Below are 16437 nucleotides of genomic sequence, written 5' to 3' on the forward strand. Positions count from 1 at the left end.
AAGGCCGACGAATTGCCGGTGAAGCTGACCGCGCATTCGCCCTGCTTCCGTTCCGAAGCCGGGTCCTATGGGCGGCGATCTGCGCATCGATGGCCGCCAGGTCGCCCTCGGCACGGACCCGCGCATTGGCCGGGTCCAGCCCGCGTGCCACGCGCTTGGCGCGGCCTTCGGTCAGCCTGGCCTGTGCATCGCGTGCCTGCTGGAGCGTGGCCACGCGTGCCCAGTCGGCCTGCAAGGCGAAGTAGCTTTGCGCCACGGTGGTGGCGATGGTCAGCTCGGCCTGCTTTTCCTCGGCGCGGCGGGCATTCACCTCACCGAGCGATGCGGCGATCTGCGAGCGATGCTTGCCCCACCAGTCGAAGTCATAGCTGGCGTTGATGCCTACCTTGCCTTCGGTGTACCACGCGCCGCCGAGCGGGGGCGGGAACAGACCGGTGCCGGAAATGTACTGCCGGTCCACCGTGCCATCGAGCGTGACATTGGCTCCGCCGTTGGCCTCGGTGATGGCCTGGGTGGATTGCGCCTGCCGGATGCGGGCCTGGGCGGTGGCCAGGTCCGGCGAATCCTTGAGCGCGCGCTGGATCAGCGCATCGAGCTGGGGGTCGCCATAGCGGGTCCACCACTGCGCGTCGGGCCAGCCTTCGCGGGCCAGGCGGATGCTCTTGGCGAGCCCCGCGCCGGCCAGATCGCGCTCGGCGACCGTGGCGTCATCCGGGGGGATGGCCGCGCAACCGGCCAACAATAGTGCAAGCAAGCCCAGTGTCGGTATTTTGTTTGAATATCGATTATTCATTTTTCAACAATACGGGTAAAAAAAGGGACGCCGCGCCGGCCCGGCGGCTGCCGGGCCTGGGGATGCGCGCTGGTAGGCGGGCTTCGCATCGGGGGGCGAAACCGGCCGATTCGCTTATCGGCTGACAAATCCTGCTGGCTGCGTGGCGCAGAGGTATCGCCTTTCAGGGCGCTTTGCACGACTTGCCAGAGCCGCTGTGCCGGATTTGTCCGTCGCTCTTACTGATCGAGTGCGCCGAGAACTTTCTTCATCAGGCGCTCGAGTTGTTCCTTCTCCTTGGTATTCAGTACGTTGTAGGTCGAATGCACACGGGATTGCAGCGTCGGCAGCAGCGCTTCCACCAGCGCGGAGCCATCGGGCGCCAGCCGCAGGTCGATGCGGCGGCGATCCTCCGCGTTCGGCTCGCGGGACAGCAAGCCACGCGCCACCAGTTCATCGCAGATCCGCGTGACGTTGGCACGCGATTCGCCGGTGGAGTCGGCCAGATCCGACGGATTGAGCACGGTGTCTGGCGCACTGTAGAGCATGGTCAGCGCGGTGAAGCTCACCGGATTCACGTTGTGTTCGCGCAGCACGACGTTCATCCGTTCATGCAGGCGACCATGGATATGCTTGAACAACTGGGTCAGCACCACGTGCTGCCGGTCCGCACAGGGCAGGCGCATGCAAACGCGGTTGATCTTTTCCTCGACGGGCAGGAAACAGGGTGGGGAAGGCTGGGTTTTGTTCATAGGTGGATAATACAAATGTTAACTATATCGAACAAGAGGGTATAGGAATTTTCTTTTTAGATGCAAGGACATGCATCGATTTGTGTGTAAAGCGACGCACGATTTTGAGTTGCTTAGCGTGCCTTGGGCCGTAGCAGTGGCGCGGTGCGATGCCTTAGTTCCGGTACCACTTCGGCTTCGAACCAGGCGTTGCGCCGTAACCAGAGCTGGTTGCGCGGGCTGGGGTGAGGCAGCGGCAGGAAGTCCGGTGCGTAGGTGGCCCAGTCGGCCACCGTTTCGGTCAGCGTGGCGCGCATGCGGCGGCCCAGATACCACGTCTGGGCGTACTGGCCGATCAGCAACGTCAGTTCGATGCGGGGCAACAGCGCATGCAGGCGCTCGCGCCACAGTGTTGCGCATTCCGGGCGTGGCGGCAGATCGCCGGATTTACCGCGTCCCGGATAACAGAAGCCCATCGGGATGATGGCGATGCGCGATGCGTCGTAGAACGTGTCGCGGTCGATATCCAGCCATTGCCGCAGCCGGTCGCCCGATGGGTCGTTCCACGGAATCCCCGTGGCGTGAACCCGGGTACCTGGTGCCTGCCCCACGATCAATAGCCGCGCCTCGGTGCTGGCGACCACGACCGGGCGCGGTCCCAGCGGCAGTTGCGGTGCGCAGTGGGTACAGGCGCGAATGTCGGTCAGCAGACGGTCCAGATCGGTCATGGCTGCATGGTACTGCGGCGGGCCGCCAGCCAGGAATGCGCCGACGACTGTGATTGGCCTCGCGCGTCGCCGGGTGTAGTATCGCCATTCCCTCTTCAGGAGTTTCGTCCGATGCGCCATTGATGCCGCCGTGGTTTCAGCCCACGGAAACGGTCTTTCCCTTCCGTACACGGTATCGAGGTCGCACATGACGAATTCCCCCGCGCTGACGCTGGACGGCGTCGCCTTCCACCTGCCGGATGGCAGGCCTTTGTTTTCCGATCTCTCCCTGGTGTTCGACACTGGCCCGAGCGCGCTGGTCGGCCGCAACGGCATCGGCAAAAGCGTGCTCGGCCAGATACTGGCAGGCATCCTGCCGCCCAGCCGTGGTGTCGTGCGCGGCACCGAGCGGGTGTTCCACCTGCCGCAGCGGATCGACCTCGCAGCACGGCCCACCGTTGCCGCACTGGCCGGCGTGGACGGCGCGCTGGCTGCACTGGCGCGGATCGAGGCCGGCAGTTGCGACGAGGCGGATTTCGCGCTGCTGGCCGACCGCTGGGCGCTCCCGCACGATCTGCAACGGCTGCTGGAGCGCGCGGGGCTGCCTCATCTGCGCCCCGATAACCGCAGCGCGTGGATCAGCGGCGGCGAGGCAATGCGGGTCGCCTTGCTGGGCGCCTGGCTGTCCGGCGCCAATTTCCTGATCCTGGACGAGCCGACCAACCATCTGGATGCGCGTCATCGCGAGGCCTTGCTCGCGCAACTGGACGACTGGCCGGGTGGTCTGCTGGTCATCAGCCACGATCGCGCGTTGTTACGCCGGATGCGTGTCATCGTCGAACTCGACGAACGTGGCCTGCATCGCTATGGCGGCGACTATGACGTGTATCGCGCGCAGAAGCAGGCCGAACGCCACGCCGCGCACGCGCAACTGGCGCATGCCCGGACCACGCAGCGGCGCGAGCAAAGCGCGTTGCGCGAGCAGGCGGAGCGTGCACAACAGCGCCAGGCGCGCGGCCATCGCGACGCGGCGGACAGTAACCAGGCCAAAATCCTGTTGGGGCGACAGCGGCAACGCGCCGAGCAATCGGGAGGGCGATTGCAGGCCCGGCACGACGAGCGCCGCGCGGCGCTGGCCGAGGCCGTCGCCCAGGTGCGGGGGCTGGCCGCCGAGCCACTGGCGCCGCAGCTCGTGCAGCCGGCGATCGTCGTCCCGTCCGGCCGGCAGGTGCTGACGTTTTCCGGGCTGGTGCTGCCGTTTGCACCGAATGCGCCGCTGGACTGGTCGCTGCGTGGGCCGCGCCGCATTGCGGTGGTCGGACCGAATGGCTGCGGCAAATCGACACTGTTGCGCGTAGTGGCCGGGCAACTGGCGCCCGCCGTGGGCACGGCCGACGTGGCCTTGCCGGCGCTGTTGCTCGACCAGCACACCGATCTACTCGATCCGGCGCGCGATGCGGTGTCGCAACTGCTGGCGCGTGCACCAACGCTGGACGAAACCGGCGCCCGCACCCGGCTGGCGCTGCTGGGGTTGTCCGGGGAACAGGCGTTACGTCCGGTGGCGACACTGAGCGGTGGCGAACGGCTGAAAGCCGCGCTGGCGTGTGCGCTCTACGGCACCAATGGTCCCGGCCTGCTCGTGCTCGACGAGCCGACCAACCATCTCGATCTGGCCGGGATGCAGGCGGTGGAGCAACTGCTGCGCGATTATCGCGGGGCGTTGCTGGTGGTATCGCACGACACGGATTTCCTGGCGGCGATCGATCTGGATGGCCAACTCGCCTGGCAGGACGGCGGCTGGCGGTTTCACGAGGGCTCCGGCTGATGGGCGAGGGCACGTAATGCGTTGTGTCGTCATGTCGTCGAGCCTGGTTCCCGGCGGGGGCGGGCGATGATGGCGCACCCCGCATGGGCAGACATCGGCCCAAAAGCGCAAAGCCGGTCAATCGTTGCCGCCTATGCTTGGGGCGATCGTACAACTCGCAAGGAGTAACAGGCATGAACGTGGACATCCTCACCAAGGCGTCGTTTAGCGTGATCGGCAAGGAGGGCAGCGGCTTGGCCAGTGACGGCATGCAGTGGGTGCCGCCATTGTGGCGGGAGGCGGAGGCGCATTTCGACGAAATCGCCCAGCTCGCCAAGTACGACGACCAGGGCCGGATTCTGGGCCTCTGGGGAGCGATGACCGATCCGGGGCACGCGTTCAAGCCGTGGGCCAGCCATGGAAAGTATCTGGCTGGTGTTGAAGTGGAGCACGGTGCCGAGGCGCCGGTGGGTTGGTGCCAATGGACGATTCCCGCATTTCGGTTCGTGGTGGCGCCATGCAGCAAGGCGGACTACGCATCGGTGTTTCATGCGGTCCTCGACGAATACTTCCCCGCCCATGGCCACGTACTGGCGGGGGCGGTCCAGGAGTGCTACGCGGATGGCGGCGGCGACACGCTGGCGCTGTATTTTCCGATCGAACGGCTGTAGGGCGGATCGGCCTGCAAACAGATGAAGGATGCGGCCTCCCGGCCCGTCGGTACATTCCGCATTCATCCCGGGCGCGCGAATTGGTAAAGTCGCGCCCATGAAAAAACTCTCATTGGATCGCATCCTGCAAAGCCAGGGCTTTGGTACCCGCAAGGGCTGCCGCGTGCTGGTGGAGGATGGCGAGGTCGCGGTGAACGGCGAGGTCGTCACACGCTGGAAAGACGAATTCGTGCCCGAAGGGCTGGAATTCACCGTGTTCGACGAACCCTGGACCTATCGCCAACATGTCTATCTGGTACTGAACAAGCCACCCAACTTCGAATGCAGCCGCAAGCCCAGCCACCATCCCGGCGTGCATACGCTGCTGCCCGAGCAGTTCACCTGGCGCGACGTGCAGCCGGTGGGCCGGCTGGATCACGACACCACCGGGTTGCTGCTGCTGTCGGACGATGGCGATTTCATCCATGCCCAGTCGCACCCCAAGCGTCACCAGGCCAAGGTCTATCGCGCCACACTGGCGCAACCGGCCGATGACGGGCTGGTGCGGCAGTTGCTGGACGGGGTGAAGCTGATCGACGAACCGGCGCCCATCGCCGCGCTGGCCGCCACGCTGCTGGACCCGCTTACCGTCGAGATCGAACTCGACCAGGGCAAATACCATCAGGTGAAACGGATGTTGGCGGCAGCAGGCAACCATTGCGCCGCACTGGCCCGTGTGCGCATCGGCGGGCTGGCGCTGGCCGATCTGGATCTGCCCGAAGGCGAGTGGCGTTACCTGGATGCGGCGCAACTGGCCGCGCTGAACGCGGACCCTGCGCCGTGAAAGCGTTGCAGATTCTGGCTGGCCCAAAGGCGCTGGCGCAAATTCGCGAGCAGGGCATGCGCCCCGAGCAGTTCAGTCATCTGGGCGCGGCCGCGGGCGGTGCCAAGTGGCTGATGCTGGAAGGGCTGGATCGGGTGTTGTTCGGCCAGTGGCTGGTCGGGCGCACGCTACCGCTGATTGCGGTGGGCACATCGATTGGCGCGTGGCGGCTGGCCGCGGCGGCGCAGCGCGATCCGCTGGCGGCGATCGAACGGTTTCGCCGGGCCTATGTGGACGAGCAGCGCTATGAGCGTGACGACGGTATGCCGGAAATCACGCGCGAGGCGCGGCGTATCCTGGATGCGCTGCTGGGCGAACGCGGCGCGGTGGATATCGTCGATCACCCGTGGTTGCGCTTGAATGTGATCGCCGCGCGCGGCGTGGCCGGTATCGACGGCAGCGGTGGCTTCCGTGAAAAGCTGGCGCTGGCGCACGCCGTGTTCGCCAACGTGGCCGGGCGCCCGCGCCTGGGGCGGCATCTGACGCGCACCGTGCTGCATACTGGCGCCGCGCCGGTACGGCTGCTGGACGATGGCCTGGGCGCGCATGCCGTACCGCTGACTGTCGAGCGTATCGCGCCGACGCTGATGGCCACCGCGGCGATACCCGGCGTGATCGCCGGCGTGGCCGAACTGCCGGGCGCGCCGGCCGGCTACCACCTGGATGGTGGCCTGATCGATTACCACATGGATTTGCCGCTGGCCGAGCCGGAAGGGCTGATGCTGTTGCCACACTTCGTGGCGACGGTAACGCCGGGCTGGCTGGACAAGTTCCTGCCCTGGCGCCGCGCACGCCACCTGTCGCACACCGTGGTGCTGGCGCCGACGCCGGAACTGATTGCGAGCCTGCCGGCGAGGCGCATTCCCGACCGCAAGGATTTCCTGCGCTACGCTGGCCGCGACGCCGAACGCATCGCGCACTGGCATGCCGCCATCGAAGCCAGCCGCCGCATGGGCGACGAATTCGCCGAACTGGCCGACAGCGGCAGGCTGGGCGAGGTGGCGCGGCCGTTGCGGGGGTAGGTTGCTGAACCCCAAGTCTCGAATCACAGAGGATACGAAGAACACTGAGGCTCAGTGAGTACACCCAAGGCCTGAGTTTGCCCTTGGTTTTCTCCGTGAATCTCTGTGGTTCACGATTGGGGGTTCGTCTCCCCCCGCAGCAACCCAGCCAGCGCTTCCTTTTGGTCGGTAGGCAATGCTGTCAGCGGCAGGGTGGCAAGGCCGAGGGTGCGGTAAGCGTCGCCCAACAGCGGGTCGTCGATGATTGCCAGATGCCGCGCCACGGTTTGCGCGTCGCCGCGTGCGATGGGGCCGGTCAGCGCGGTGGCCGGGCCGAGGGCCAGCACGTTATCCAGTGTCTGGCGCATCAGCGGCCCGAGCACGGCGTTTGTCGCATCGGCATCCAGCCCGGCCTGGCCGGCGAGTCGTTGCGCCAGGGCAGCCAGTGTGACCAGATAGTTCGACGCCACCACCGTCGCCGCGTGGTACGCCGCTTTGCCACCGGGCGCCAGGCGGAACGGCAGCCCGCCCAACGCGTGCGCCAGGGCTTCCAGTCGCGGTAGCGCGGCGGCGGCACCTTCCAGCGCACAGGCCGTGCCCGGCAGGCTGGCCAGCGCGCGTTGCGGGTCGGCAAAGCTCAGGGCGGGATGCAGGCTGCCGCAATCCACACCGCGATCCGCCAAGGGCGCGAGCACGCCGGCATCCAGTGCGCCGCTGGCGTGGAACACCAGATCGCCCGCCCGCGGCCGCCCGGTTTGCGCCAGCATGGCCGCTATCTGCGCGATGGCGCCGTCCGGTGTGGCGATCAACCACAGCTCGGCGGCGGGCAGGGCGTTCAACGCGATCGTGGGCTGGCCGGCGCCGATGAACGCCACCGCCGCCCGTGCATGGGCAACGTCGCGACACAGCACCGCGCCGATCTCGCAATACCCCGCATCGCGCCAGGCGCGTACCAGAGTCCGGCCAAGACGGCCGCCGCCGATCAGGTTAAGCAACATGAGGTGGGTGGGGAGGGAGGGCATTCGAAATCTTAAACCCCAAACCTTAAAACACAGAGAGCACAGAGAACACAGAACCTCACAGAGAAAACCGGAAGATCGAGAGAAACAAATGGGCGCCGCCCGAGGTGGCCCAGTCAGCGGCAGGCTGTTTCTGCCTGCTGGGCTGCTGAGGTAGGCCGCGTCGTTTTTTCTCTCTGTTTTTCTCTGCGAAACTCCGTGTTCTCCGTGCTCTCTCTGTGTTTCAAGACGTGGGGTCCGAGGTTCGGGCTTTGCTCAGCCCAGCGCCTGTTCCAGGTCGGCCAGGATGTCGTCGATGTGTTCGATGCCGATCGACAGCCGCACCATGTCTTCGCTGACGCCGGCTTTTTTCAGTTCGTCCGGCGACAACTGGCGGTGGGTGGTGCTGGCGGGGTGGCAGGCCAGGCTCTTGGCGTCGCCGATGTTGACCAGGCGGGTTACCAGTTGCAGCTTGTCCTGAAAGCGTGCGCCGGCTTCGCGGCCGCCCTTGACGCCGAAGGTGAGCAGGCCGGATGCCTTGCCGCCGAAGTATTTGTCCACCAGCGGGCGCGATTCGTGGTCGGGCAGGCCGGCGTAGTTCACCCAGGCCACATGGGGATGGCCTTGCAGGAACTGCGCCACTTTCAGCGCGTTTTCCACGTGGCGTTCCATGCGCAGCGCCAGCGTTTCCAGCCCTTGCAGGATCAGGAACGAGTTGAACGGGCTGATCGCGGCGCCCATATTGCGCAGCGGTACCACGCGGGCGCGGGCGATGAAGGCGGCGGCGCCCAGTGCTTCGGTGTAGACCACGCCGTGATAGCTGACGTCCGGCTCGTTCAGGCGGCGGAAGCGCGTCTTGTGCTCGGCCCAGGGGAACTTGCCCGAATCGACGATGATGCCGCCGATGCTGGTGCCGTGGCTGCCCATGTATTTGGTCAGCGAGTGCACCACGATGTCGGCGCCGTGCTCGAACGGGCGGGTGAGATAGGGCGAAGGCACGGTGTTGTCGACGATCAGCGGAATGCCGCCGGCGTGCGCCACATCGGCGAAGGCGGCGAAGTCCACCACGTTGCCCAGCGGGTTGCCGATCGATTCGCAGTAGATCGCCTTGGTGCGGTCGTCGATCAGGCTGGCGGCCGATTGCGGATCGCGGTGATCGACGAAGCGTACTTCGATACCGTATTGCGGCAAGGTGTGCGCGAACAGGTTATAGGTGCCGCCATACAGGGTGCTGGTGGCGATGATGTTGTCGCCGGCTTCGGCGATGGTGAGGATGGCATAGGTGATCGCCGCCTGGCCCGACGCCAGCGCCAGCCCGCCGATGCCGCCTTCCAGCGCCGCCACGCGCTGTTCCAGCACGGCGGTGGTGGGGTTCATGATGCGGGTGTAGATGTTGCCCTGCACTTTCAGGTCGAACAGGTCGGCGCCGTGCTGGGTATCGTCGAAGGCGTAGCTGGTGGTCTGGTAGATCGGTACCGCCACCGCCTTGGTGGTGGGATCGGGGCCATAACCGGCGTGAATCGCGAGCGTATCGAACTTCATCTACATCCTCCTGTGGGACAGCGGAATCGTGCGGGGCAATCTAACATCGCACAATATGCCGTACAAGCGGGGTAAATTTGTTCTTTTAGATTGATTTGTTATTTATCAATCGCCCAATGCGCCAGATTGGTGCGCGCTCAGGCGGCGGCGGCCTGCGGGGCCGTGTCGGCAAAGGCGATGGGGCCTTTCTTTTCCTGCGAGATGCGCTTGAGCGCCACGCGGTACAGCGTGTCGAAATCGGTACCGTCGGTGCCGAAACCGGCCATGCTGGCGCTGGCGGAAAAGCGAATCAGCAGCTCCTCGTGTTCCACTTCCAGCTCGCGCACTGCCTGCCGTACCCGGGCCAGCAACTGTTCCAGCGCGTCCCCGGTCAGGCCGGGGGCGAGGATGCAGAACTCCTCTCCGCCGACACGGCCGAAATATTCGCCCCGCCCCATCTGCTCCCGCACGGCGTCGGCGCAGGCGCGCAGTGCCACGTCGCCGGCGCCGTGGCCGTAGCGGGCGTTCAGCGTGCGGAAGCGGTCGAGATCGATCAGCACCAGCCCCAGTTGTCCCTGATGCTTGCGGACGCGGTGCAACTCGCGCAAAGCGATTTCCTCCACCCCGCGCCGATTCAGCGCTCCGGTCAGCGCGTCGAAGCGCGCCAGCCGCGAAATGCGCGACCGCAGCCGCTGCCCCACCAGTTGTGGCCAGGCCATGCCAGAGACCAGCAGCATCAGTCCCAGCGGGATATAGGCGGCCGGCAGATGCGCCCAGGCGCCGGGCGACCCGATCAGCCACGCCAGCGCCACCGCCAGCCAGTACGACGCATGCAGGATGTGCGCCACCGCGAACAACTGGCGCGGTGCCGCCCAGCGTTCCTCGACCACCTGCGGGATCAGCGAACTTACGTGCATCGGCGCCAGCGGCAGGATGGACAGCGCGAAGGAAAGAATATGCAGAGACGATCCTGGCGTGCCACCGCTGTAAGCAAATACGCCAATCGCCAGCAGGGGCCACGGAAGTGTCGTCAGATAGCGCGGGGCTTGTCCCAGGTAGAATCGGCCACCGATCAGTAGCAGGGCATCGGTACCCACCCACAGGGCCAGCGCAGGAATGTCCAGCCCCACAGCCATGGCGCCGCAGGCAGCCAGGCCGGCCAAGCCGCCGCAGGCCAGCATGCACTGGCCGCGTTCCCGATGGCCGAGCGCCAGCAGGGCCAGGCTGATCGTGGCCAGCAAGGCCAGCGCGGCGAGGGACAGTGCGATGGAAAGGGTTGGAGAAGGCCACATAGGCTTATTATTGTAAGATTTGAGACAACAACGAGCTTAACATGGTCGTAAATGGCTGGCCGCGTGGAAGGAGCATGCGGTCGCCGGCTCTGACGAGTGGCATAATCTCGCATCCAAAAAATCAAGGACGCTGGCATGAGCACGTTGATCTGCGGATCGATGGCGTACGACACCATCATGGTGTTTCCCGATCGATTCAAGCACCACATCCTTCCCGAGCAGATCCATATGCTGTCCATTTCCTTCCTGGTGCCGGAAATGCGGCGGGAGTTCGGTGGCTGCGCAGGCAATATCGCTTATACGCTCAAGGCCTTGGGTGACGATCCGCTGATCCTGGCCACGGTGGGTAGCGATTTCGGCCCCTACGCGGCGCGGCTGGACCGACTGGGTATTTCGCGCGACGGCCTGCGCGAGGTACCGGAACAATTCACCGGGCAGTGCTTCATCACCACCGATCTGGACGACAACCAGATCAACGCCTTTCACCCGGGGGCGATGAATTTCGCGCATTTCGCCCGCCTGGCCGAGTTGCAGGCGTCGCCGCAACTGGCGATCGTCGCACCGGACGGTAAGCAAGGCATGCAGGAACACTGTGCCGAACTGGCCGCCGCCGGTATTCCTTTCATCTTCGATCCGGGTCAGGGCCTGCCGATGTTCAGCGGCGACGAACTGATGCCGATGATCGACGCCGCCGACTACCTGGCCTGCAATGACTACGAGGCCCAGATGCTGATCCAGAAAACCGGCATGACGCTGGAAGGGCTGGCGGCGCGCGTGCGAGCGCTGGTCGTTACGCTGGGGGGGGAAGGCTCGCATATCTACGCCGATGGCGTGCGCCACGATATCCCGGCGGTGCCCGCCGCTACGCTGGCCGATCCGACAGGGTGCGGCGACGCATTTCGCGCTGGCCTGCTCTATGGCATCAAGCGTGGCTGGGATTGGCCCACCACCGGCCGGCTGGCCTCGCTACTTGGGTCGATCAAGATCGCGCAGCGGGGCCCGCAGAACCACGAAATCAGCGCGGCATCGGTGGCGGAGCGGTTCCAGCAGGCTTTCGGCTACGCCATGCACTGAGCGTGCCGGCACAACGAAAAAGGCCACGCATCGCGTGGCCTTTTTCGTTGCTGGCGTGCCTTATTGCTTGGCGACTGCGTGCCCGCCGAAGGCGTTGCGCATCATCGACAGCAGCTTCATCGCGAAATCGTCGTTGCCACGGCTGGAGAAGCGCGAGAACAGCGCCTGGGTGATAACCGGCGTGGGTACGCCCAGCTCGATCGATTCCAGCACCGTCCAGCGGCCCTCGCCCGAATCGGGCACGAAGGCGGCGAGGCCGGCCAGGTCGGTATCCTCGGCCAGTGTGCCGGCAATCAGGTCCAGCAGCCACGAGCGGATCACCGAGCCATGGCGCCACACTTCGCTGATCTCGGCGATGTCGAGGTTGAAGTCTTCCTTGGCCTTGAGCAGCGCGAAACCTTCGGCAAAGGCCTGCATCATCCCGTACTCGATGCCGTTGTGGACCATCTTGGTGTAGTGGCCCGAGCCCGCGGGGCCACAGTGGATCCAGCCGCGATCCGGCGCCGGCGCCAGCAGTTTGACGAAGCGCTCCACCTGCGCGATGGCATCCTTTTCGCCACCCAGCATGATGGTGTAGCCGTTGGCAAGGCCCCACACGCCGCCCGATACGCCGGCATCGACGAACTTGAGGCCGCTTTCGGCCAGCTCGGCCGCGTGGCGCTGGCTGTCCTTGTACATGGCGTTGGCGCCATCCACCACCAGATCGCCCTGGGCCAGCAGGGTCTTCAACTCGGCAAAGGTGTTTTCGCTGATTTCGCCCGCTGGCAGCATCAGCCAGACCACGCGCGGCTTGGGCAGCGAGGCCACCAGCTTGGCCACCGAATCAAAGCCCTGGAAATTGGGTTCGTCGGCGGCGAGCTTGGCGCGCGTTTCGGCGCTGAGATCGAAACCAAACACCTTGGCGCCGCCGCGCGCCAGGCGCCGCGCCATGTTGCCACCCATCTTGCCCAGGCCAATGATTGCGATATTCATGCTGGTTTCCTTGTCTGATCACGTTTGCGCGGCAGCGGCCCCTGGCCGCTCCATTCTTGATTGCAGGCAAGCTTGTCCCAAGGATCGCTTGCCAGCCAATAGGGGATTATGGCATCGCTGTGGCCACGTAGTGGAAAACACATGCCTACGGTGAGTGCGCGAAGTCGCGCTTTGATCCGCCGCAAAGTTCATCTTCCGGCATCCCCCTAAGCTCCCGCGATACTTCCCGGGGAGCGTGTCGTGGCAGTTCTGCCCAAGCTTGTTTGCCCCGCGGGCAGCCTGCCCGCATTGAAGTCCGCCGTCGATCATGGCGCGGACGCTGTCTATATCGGTTTTCGTAATGCCACCAATGCCCGCAATTTCGCCGGGCTCAATTTCAACGATGCCCAGGTGCGGGAAGGCGTTCGCTATGCGCAACAGCGTGGGCGCGAACTGCTGGTGGCCATCAACACTTATGCCCGCGCCGGTGAAACCGCCATCTGGCGCAGCGCTGTCGATCGCGCCGCCGAGCTGGGCGCGGATGCCGTCATCCTGGCCGACATCGGCCTGATGGAATACGCCCACCGTACCCACCCCAACCTGCGGTTGCATCTGTCGGTGCAAGGCTCGGCCACCAATGCCGCGGCGATCACCATGGCGCATGAGTGCTTCGGTGTGCGCCGGGCCGTGTTGCCCCGCGTACTCACCTTGCCGCAGGTCTCCCACGTGATCCAGTCGCTGCGGCAGGCCGACGTGCCGGTGGAGATCGAGGTGTTCGGCTTCGGCAGCCTGTGCGTCATGGCCGAGGGGCGCTGCCTGCTGTCCAGCTACGCCACCGGCGAAGCGCCGAATGTCCACGGTGTCTGCTCGCCGGCATCGTTCGTGCGCTGGGAGAACGAACGCGGCACCACGCGTGCGCGGCTGAACGGCATTCTGATCGACAGCTTCGCGCCGGACGAGCCCGCCGGTTATCCCACCCTGTGCAAGGGGCGCTTCAAGGTCGAAGGTGCCACCTACTACGCGCTGGAGGAACCCACCAGCCTGAACACGCTGGCGATCCTGCCCGAGTTGATGAAGGTGGGTGTCGCGGCGATCAAGGTGGAAGGGCGCCAGCGCAGCCCTGCCTATGTCAGCGCCGTCACCGCCACGTTGCGTGCCGCGCTCGATGCCGCGGCGGGGCCGGGCTACTCGGTGAAGTCGGCCTGGACCAGCGCGCTGGAGCGCGTGTCCGAAGGCCATCAGCAAACGCTGGGCGCCTACAGCAGGCCGTGGCGATGAGCTTGTCGCGCCTGGCCGCGGCGCTATTCGTCGACCGTGCGTGCCGTGTCGCCCCAGATCGATTCCATGCGGACATATGCCGAGAACCCGTTGGGATCGACGGTTTCGCGGATGGTGTACAGATCGATCGACGTATCGCGGCGCAGTACCAGCGACAGTGGCGCGCCGCGCGGGCCGATCAGGCTGGCGACCACCGGACAGTTGGGCTTGCTGCCGTGTTTGACCACGATGCCGATCTCGCCATTGGCCAGTCGCACCATCAGCCCGGGCGGATACACGCCCAGCGTCTTGATGAAGTGTCCCGCCACGACCGGATCGATGCCCTTGCCGCGCTCCAGCAGGATGCCGCGCAGCGCGACATTGGACGACACTGCGGGGCGGTAGGCGCGGGATGTGACGCGGGCACAGAACAGGTCGGCCAGCGCCAGCACCTGCGCGCCCAGCACGATGGCGCCGTCGGTGAGACGGCCGGGGTAGCCGCTGCCGTCGATGTGTTCATGGTGTTGCAGCACCGAATCCAGCCACAGCGGCTCGTTGACGCCGGCGCGCAGCAACAGGTCGCGCGCTTCGCGTGGGTGCCGTTCCATTTCCTCGCGCTGCTGCGCGGTCAGCGGCTCGGTCTGCCGCTGCATGGCGTCCTGCAACGCGACCTTGGTCAGATTCATGGTGAGTGCCGCGCAGACCACCGCGCGCACATCGTCGGGCGTCATGTCCATCGACACGGCCACCAATCGCGACACGACCGCCACGTTCACCATCTGCCGCGTGGCGTAACGGCCTTCCTGGCGCAGGATCACCATCGCCAGCGCAACGTTCGGCTCGCCGCGGCTGGCGTTCTCCACCATCGCCGCCAGCCCTCTGATTTCGTCGCCCAGCGTCTGCTCGCTCACCAGCGTGGCCAGGTGGTTCACCACATGGTCCAGCCGTTTGCGCACCTGCTCCAGCATGGCGACGACCGACGGTGGCCGCGCGGAACCGGTGACAGTCCTTGCGCGCGGCGCCTCGTTGCGGGTGCGCGTCAGCAGGGCGGTTTCGGCGAACACCCCGATTTCCAACAACCGTTCCAACTGCGTATCGGTGCTCACCGTCTGGCCACGCGACAGCAACAGCGTGCCTTTGCCATCGAAGACATCCCAGGGCAGGGCGTGGCCGATCTGTATATCGGCTGGACGGATTCTTAAAAACGACATCGCACTCTCCGTGGTAAGCGTGACCTTTATGTTTTGCCTTCCATTCAATTAATCGGTCATTTTTCTTACATGATATGCCCGAGTGATAAGAAATAAACAGCGGCCGATAACAATCGGTGATGTCTCGTGCAAAAAGGCCGACACCCGGTGGGGTTGCGGTGCCAAAAAACAGGAGTTGAATCGTGAAACTGACCCTGGGTCCTTTGCTCTACTACTGGCCGCGTTCGCAGACGCTGGCCTTTTACGAAGCCGCCCTGCAATGGCCGGTGGACATCGTTTATCTGGGCGAAACGGTCTGCGCGCGGCGTCATGAATTGCGTACCGCCGACTGGCTGGCGCTGGCCGAGCAGTTTCGCGATGCCGGCAAGACGCCCGTGCTTTCAAGCCAGGCGCTGCTTGAATCCGCGAGCGACAGTTCCGGCCTGGTGCGGCTGGCCGGATCGGGGTTCCTGGTCGAGGCCAACGACCTGGGCGCGGTGAAGATCGCGCGCGATGCCGGCGTCGGCTTCGTCGCCGGCCCGCACCTCAACATCTACAACGGTCCGATGCTCGACTGGATGGCTGCGGCGGGCGCCGTCTGCTGGCTGCCGCCGCTGGAAATGGGGCGCGACGCCATCGCCGCCGTGCTGGCGGAAAAGACCCGTGAAATACAGACCGAAGTGTTCGCACACGGCCGCCTGCCGCTGGCTTTTTCCGCCCGTTGCTTTACGGCGAGGCATTACGGGTTGAATAAGGATGCCTGCGAGTTCAAGTGCATCGAGCATCCGGACGGCATGCTGATGGAAACCCAGGACGGCCACCCCTTCCTGCGCCTGAACGGTATCCAGACCCAATCGGCCGCCTGCCATACGCTGTGGGAACACCTGGACAGCGTGCGTGAACTGGGCGTGGCGGCATTGCGCATCAGCCCGCAGGCTGAATACACCGCCGAGATCATCGCCGCCTTTGCCGCGAAGCTGGCGGGGAATGAAGTGGAGGCGGACTGGGCGACCTGGAATCGGGAAGGGCTGGTGGATGGTTACTGGCGGGGCACGGCGGGGATCGCCGATCCGCAGGGGGTGGAAGCATGATCCCGCCGCGCGCCCTGCTGGCGCTGCTGGAACAATTGCCCGAGGCGCCGCCGGCGCAGGTCACCGCCAGCGCGCTCAACATCGCGCGGCCGATCCTGTGGCCGGACGAATCGTTCGACTGGCTCACCGGCCGCACGCTGCGCCTGGAAGTCCTGCAATTGAACGTCGGCGTCACACTGGCGCACGATGGCCGTCGCTTCATTGCCAGCAGTGGCCCGGGGGATGTCCGCTTTGCCGCCACCATTGCCGACTATTGGGTGATGGCGCGCCGCATGGAAGACCCAGACACGCTGTTCTTCCAGCGCCGCCTGCGGATCGAAGGCGACACCGAACTGGGCCTGCAACTGAAAAACCTGCTCGACGCCACGGACTGGGAACTGCTGCTCAACCGTTTACCGGAGCCGGTGGCGAATCATTTTCGGCAGTAGGTTTGTTGAACCCAGATATTGGACCAAGAGAAAACCCAAGGCTGAGAGAGTGGTTTTGGAAGGCACTCTTTCAGAGTGCAATGCCCG

Annotated in this window: 15 protein-coding genes and 1 pseudogene; 8 read left to right on the forward strand and 8 right to left on the reverse strand. The window is 65.3% G+C overall.

The window, feature by feature from the left end:
* Positions 1-112 precede the first annotated feature (112 nt).
* The 3 genes and pseudogenes from FAZ21_RS15395 to FAZ21_RS15405 all read right to left on the reverse strand — a co-directional run.
* Positions 113-793, reverse strand: a pseudogene (locus FAZ21_RS15395) (TolC family protein); the annotation flags it as partial.
* A gap of 218 nt (positions 794-1011) precedes the next feature.
* A complete protein-coding gene (locus FAZ21_RS15400) occupies positions 1012-1458 on the reverse strand; it encodes a MarR family transcriptional regulator (RefSeq protein ID WP_169307437.1) in 447 nt (148 codons plus the stop codon).
* Between the two features lie 179 nt (positions 1459-1637).
* Positions 1638-2231: a uracil-DNA glycosylase family protein gene (locus FAZ21_RS15405; RefSeq protein ID WP_136774337.1), complete on the reverse strand. Its 594-nt coding sequence runs from the start codon at positions 2229-2231 to the stop codon at positions 1638-1640.
* A 187-nt stretch (positions 2232-2418) separates the two neighbouring features.
* Between FAZ21_RS15405 and FAZ21_RS15410 the strand changes: the two genes are divergently transcribed.
* The 4 genes from FAZ21_RS15410 to FAZ21_RS15425 all read left to right on the forward strand — a co-directional run bounded on the left by FAZ21_RS15410 (position 2419) and on the right by FAZ21_RS15425 (position 6569).
* Positions 2419-4035, forward strand: a complete 1617-nt coding sequence (locus tag FAZ21_RS15410) for an ABC-F family ATP-binding cassette domain-containing protein (RefSeq protein ID WP_136774338.1) — start codon at positions 2419-2421, stop codon at positions 4033-4035.
* Positions 4036-4208: 173 nt separating this feature from the next.
* The gene (locus FAZ21_RS15415; protein WP_136774339.1) at positions 4209-4685 is read left to right on the forward strand and encodes a GyrI-like domain-containing protein; all 477 of its coding nucleotides are present in this window, start codon (positions 4209-4211) and stop codon (positions 4683-4685) included.
* Between the two features lie 97 nt (positions 4686-4782).
* The gene (locus FAZ21_RS15420; RefSeq protein ID WP_136774340.1) at positions 4783-5508 is read left to right on the forward strand and encodes a pseudouridine synthase; all 726 of its coding nucleotides are present in this window, start codon (positions 4783-4785) and stop codon (positions 5506-5508) included.
* Positions 5505-6569: a patatin-like phospholipase domain-containing protein gene (locus FAZ21_RS15425; RefSeq protein ID WP_136774341.1), complete on the forward strand. Its 1065-nt coding sequence runs from the start codon at positions 5505-5507 to the stop codon at positions 6567-6569. The genes FAZ21_RS15420 and FAZ21_RS15425 overlap by 4 nt, the downstream gene beginning before the upstream one ends.
* A 110-nt stretch (positions 6570-6679) precedes the next feature.
* Here FAZ21_RS15425 and FAZ21_RS15430 read toward each other — a convergent pair whose 3' ends face one another.
* The 3 genes from FAZ21_RS15430 to FAZ21_RS15440 all read right to left on the reverse strand — a co-directional run bounded on the left by FAZ21_RS15430 (position 6680) and on the right by FAZ21_RS15440 (position 10359).
* Positions 6680-7570 carry a Rossmann-like and DUF2520 domain-containing protein gene (locus FAZ21_RS15430; RefSeq protein ID WP_246038700.1) on the reverse strand — a complete coding sequence of 297 codons (891 nt, stop codon included), beginning with the start codon at positions 7568-7570 and terminating at the stop codon, positions 6680-6682.
* 252 nt (positions 7571-7822) lie between these two features.
* Complete coding sequence (locus tag FAZ21_RS15435; protein ID WP_136774342.1) at positions 7823-9088, reverse strand: O-acetylhomoserine aminocarboxypropyltransferase/cysteine synthase family protein; 1266 nt, start codon at positions 9086-9088, stop codon at positions 7823-7825.
* 137 nt (positions 9089-9225) lie between these two features.
* Positions 9226-10359 (reverse strand): GGDEF domain-containing protein, encoded by a 1134-nt coding sequence (locus tag FAZ21_RS15440; protein WP_136774343.1) that lies wholly within the window; start codon positions 10357-10359, stop codon positions 9226-9228.
* Between the two features lie 135 nt (positions 10360-10494).
* Between FAZ21_RS15440 and FAZ21_RS15445 the strand changes: the two genes are divergently transcribed.
* A complete protein-coding gene (locus FAZ21_RS15445; protein WP_136774344.1) occupies positions 10495-11433 on the forward strand; it encodes a carbohydrate kinase family protein in 939 nt (312 codons plus the stop codon).
* A 60-nt stretch (positions 11434-11493) separates the two neighbouring features.
* Here FAZ21_RS15445 and gnd read toward each other — a convergent pair whose 3' ends face one another.
* Complete coding sequence (gene gnd / locus FAZ21_RS15450; RefSeq protein WP_136774345.1) at positions 11494-12405, reverse strand: phosphogluconate dehydrogenase (NAD(+)-dependent, decarboxylating); 912 nt, start codon at positions 12403-12405, stop codon at positions 11494-11496.
* A 240-nt stretch (positions 12406-12645) separates the two neighbouring features.
* On the opposite strand from gnd, the gene ubiU reads away from it, so the two are divergent.
* A complete protein-coding gene (gene ubiU / locus FAZ21_RS15455) occupies positions 12646-13662 on the forward strand; it encodes a ubiquinone anaerobic biosynthesis protein UbiU (RefSeq protein WP_169307438.1) in 1017 nt (338 codons plus the stop codon).
* A gap of 23 nt (positions 13663-13685) precedes the next feature.
* Here the strand turns inward: ubiU and FAZ21_RS15460 are convergent, their stop codons facing one another.
* A complete protein-coding gene (locus FAZ21_RS15460) occupies positions 13686-14852 on the reverse strand; it encodes an HD-GYP domain-containing protein (RefSeq protein ID WP_136774346.1) in 1167 nt (388 codons plus the stop codon).
* Between the two features lie 182 nt (positions 14853-15034).
* Between FAZ21_RS15460 and ubiV the strand changes: the two genes are divergently transcribed.
* Together ubiV and ubiT are read left to right on the forward strand one after the other, a co-directional pair.
* On the forward strand, positions 15035-15922 hold the full coding sequence (ubiV, locus tag FAZ21_RS15465) for a ubiquinone anaerobic biosynthesis protein UbiV (protein WP_136774347.1): 888 nt from the start codon (positions 15035-15037) through the stop codon (positions 15920-15922).
* On the forward strand, positions 15919-16350 hold the full coding sequence (gene ubiT, locus FAZ21_RS15470; protein ID WP_136774348.1) for a ubiquinone anaerobic biosynthesis accessory factor UbiT: 432 nt from the start codon (positions 15919-15921) through the stop codon (positions 16348-16350). Before ubiV ends, ubiT begins: the two co-directional genes overlap by 4 nt.
* The last annotated feature ends 87 nt before the right edge of the window (positions 16351-16437 follow it).

Origin of the sequence: Chitiniphilus eburneus, assembly GCF_005048205.1 — a bacterium.
Classification (GTDB): Bacteria; Pseudomonadota; Gammaproteobacteria; order Burkholderiales; family Chitinibacteraceae; genus Chitiniphilus; species Chitiniphilus eburneus.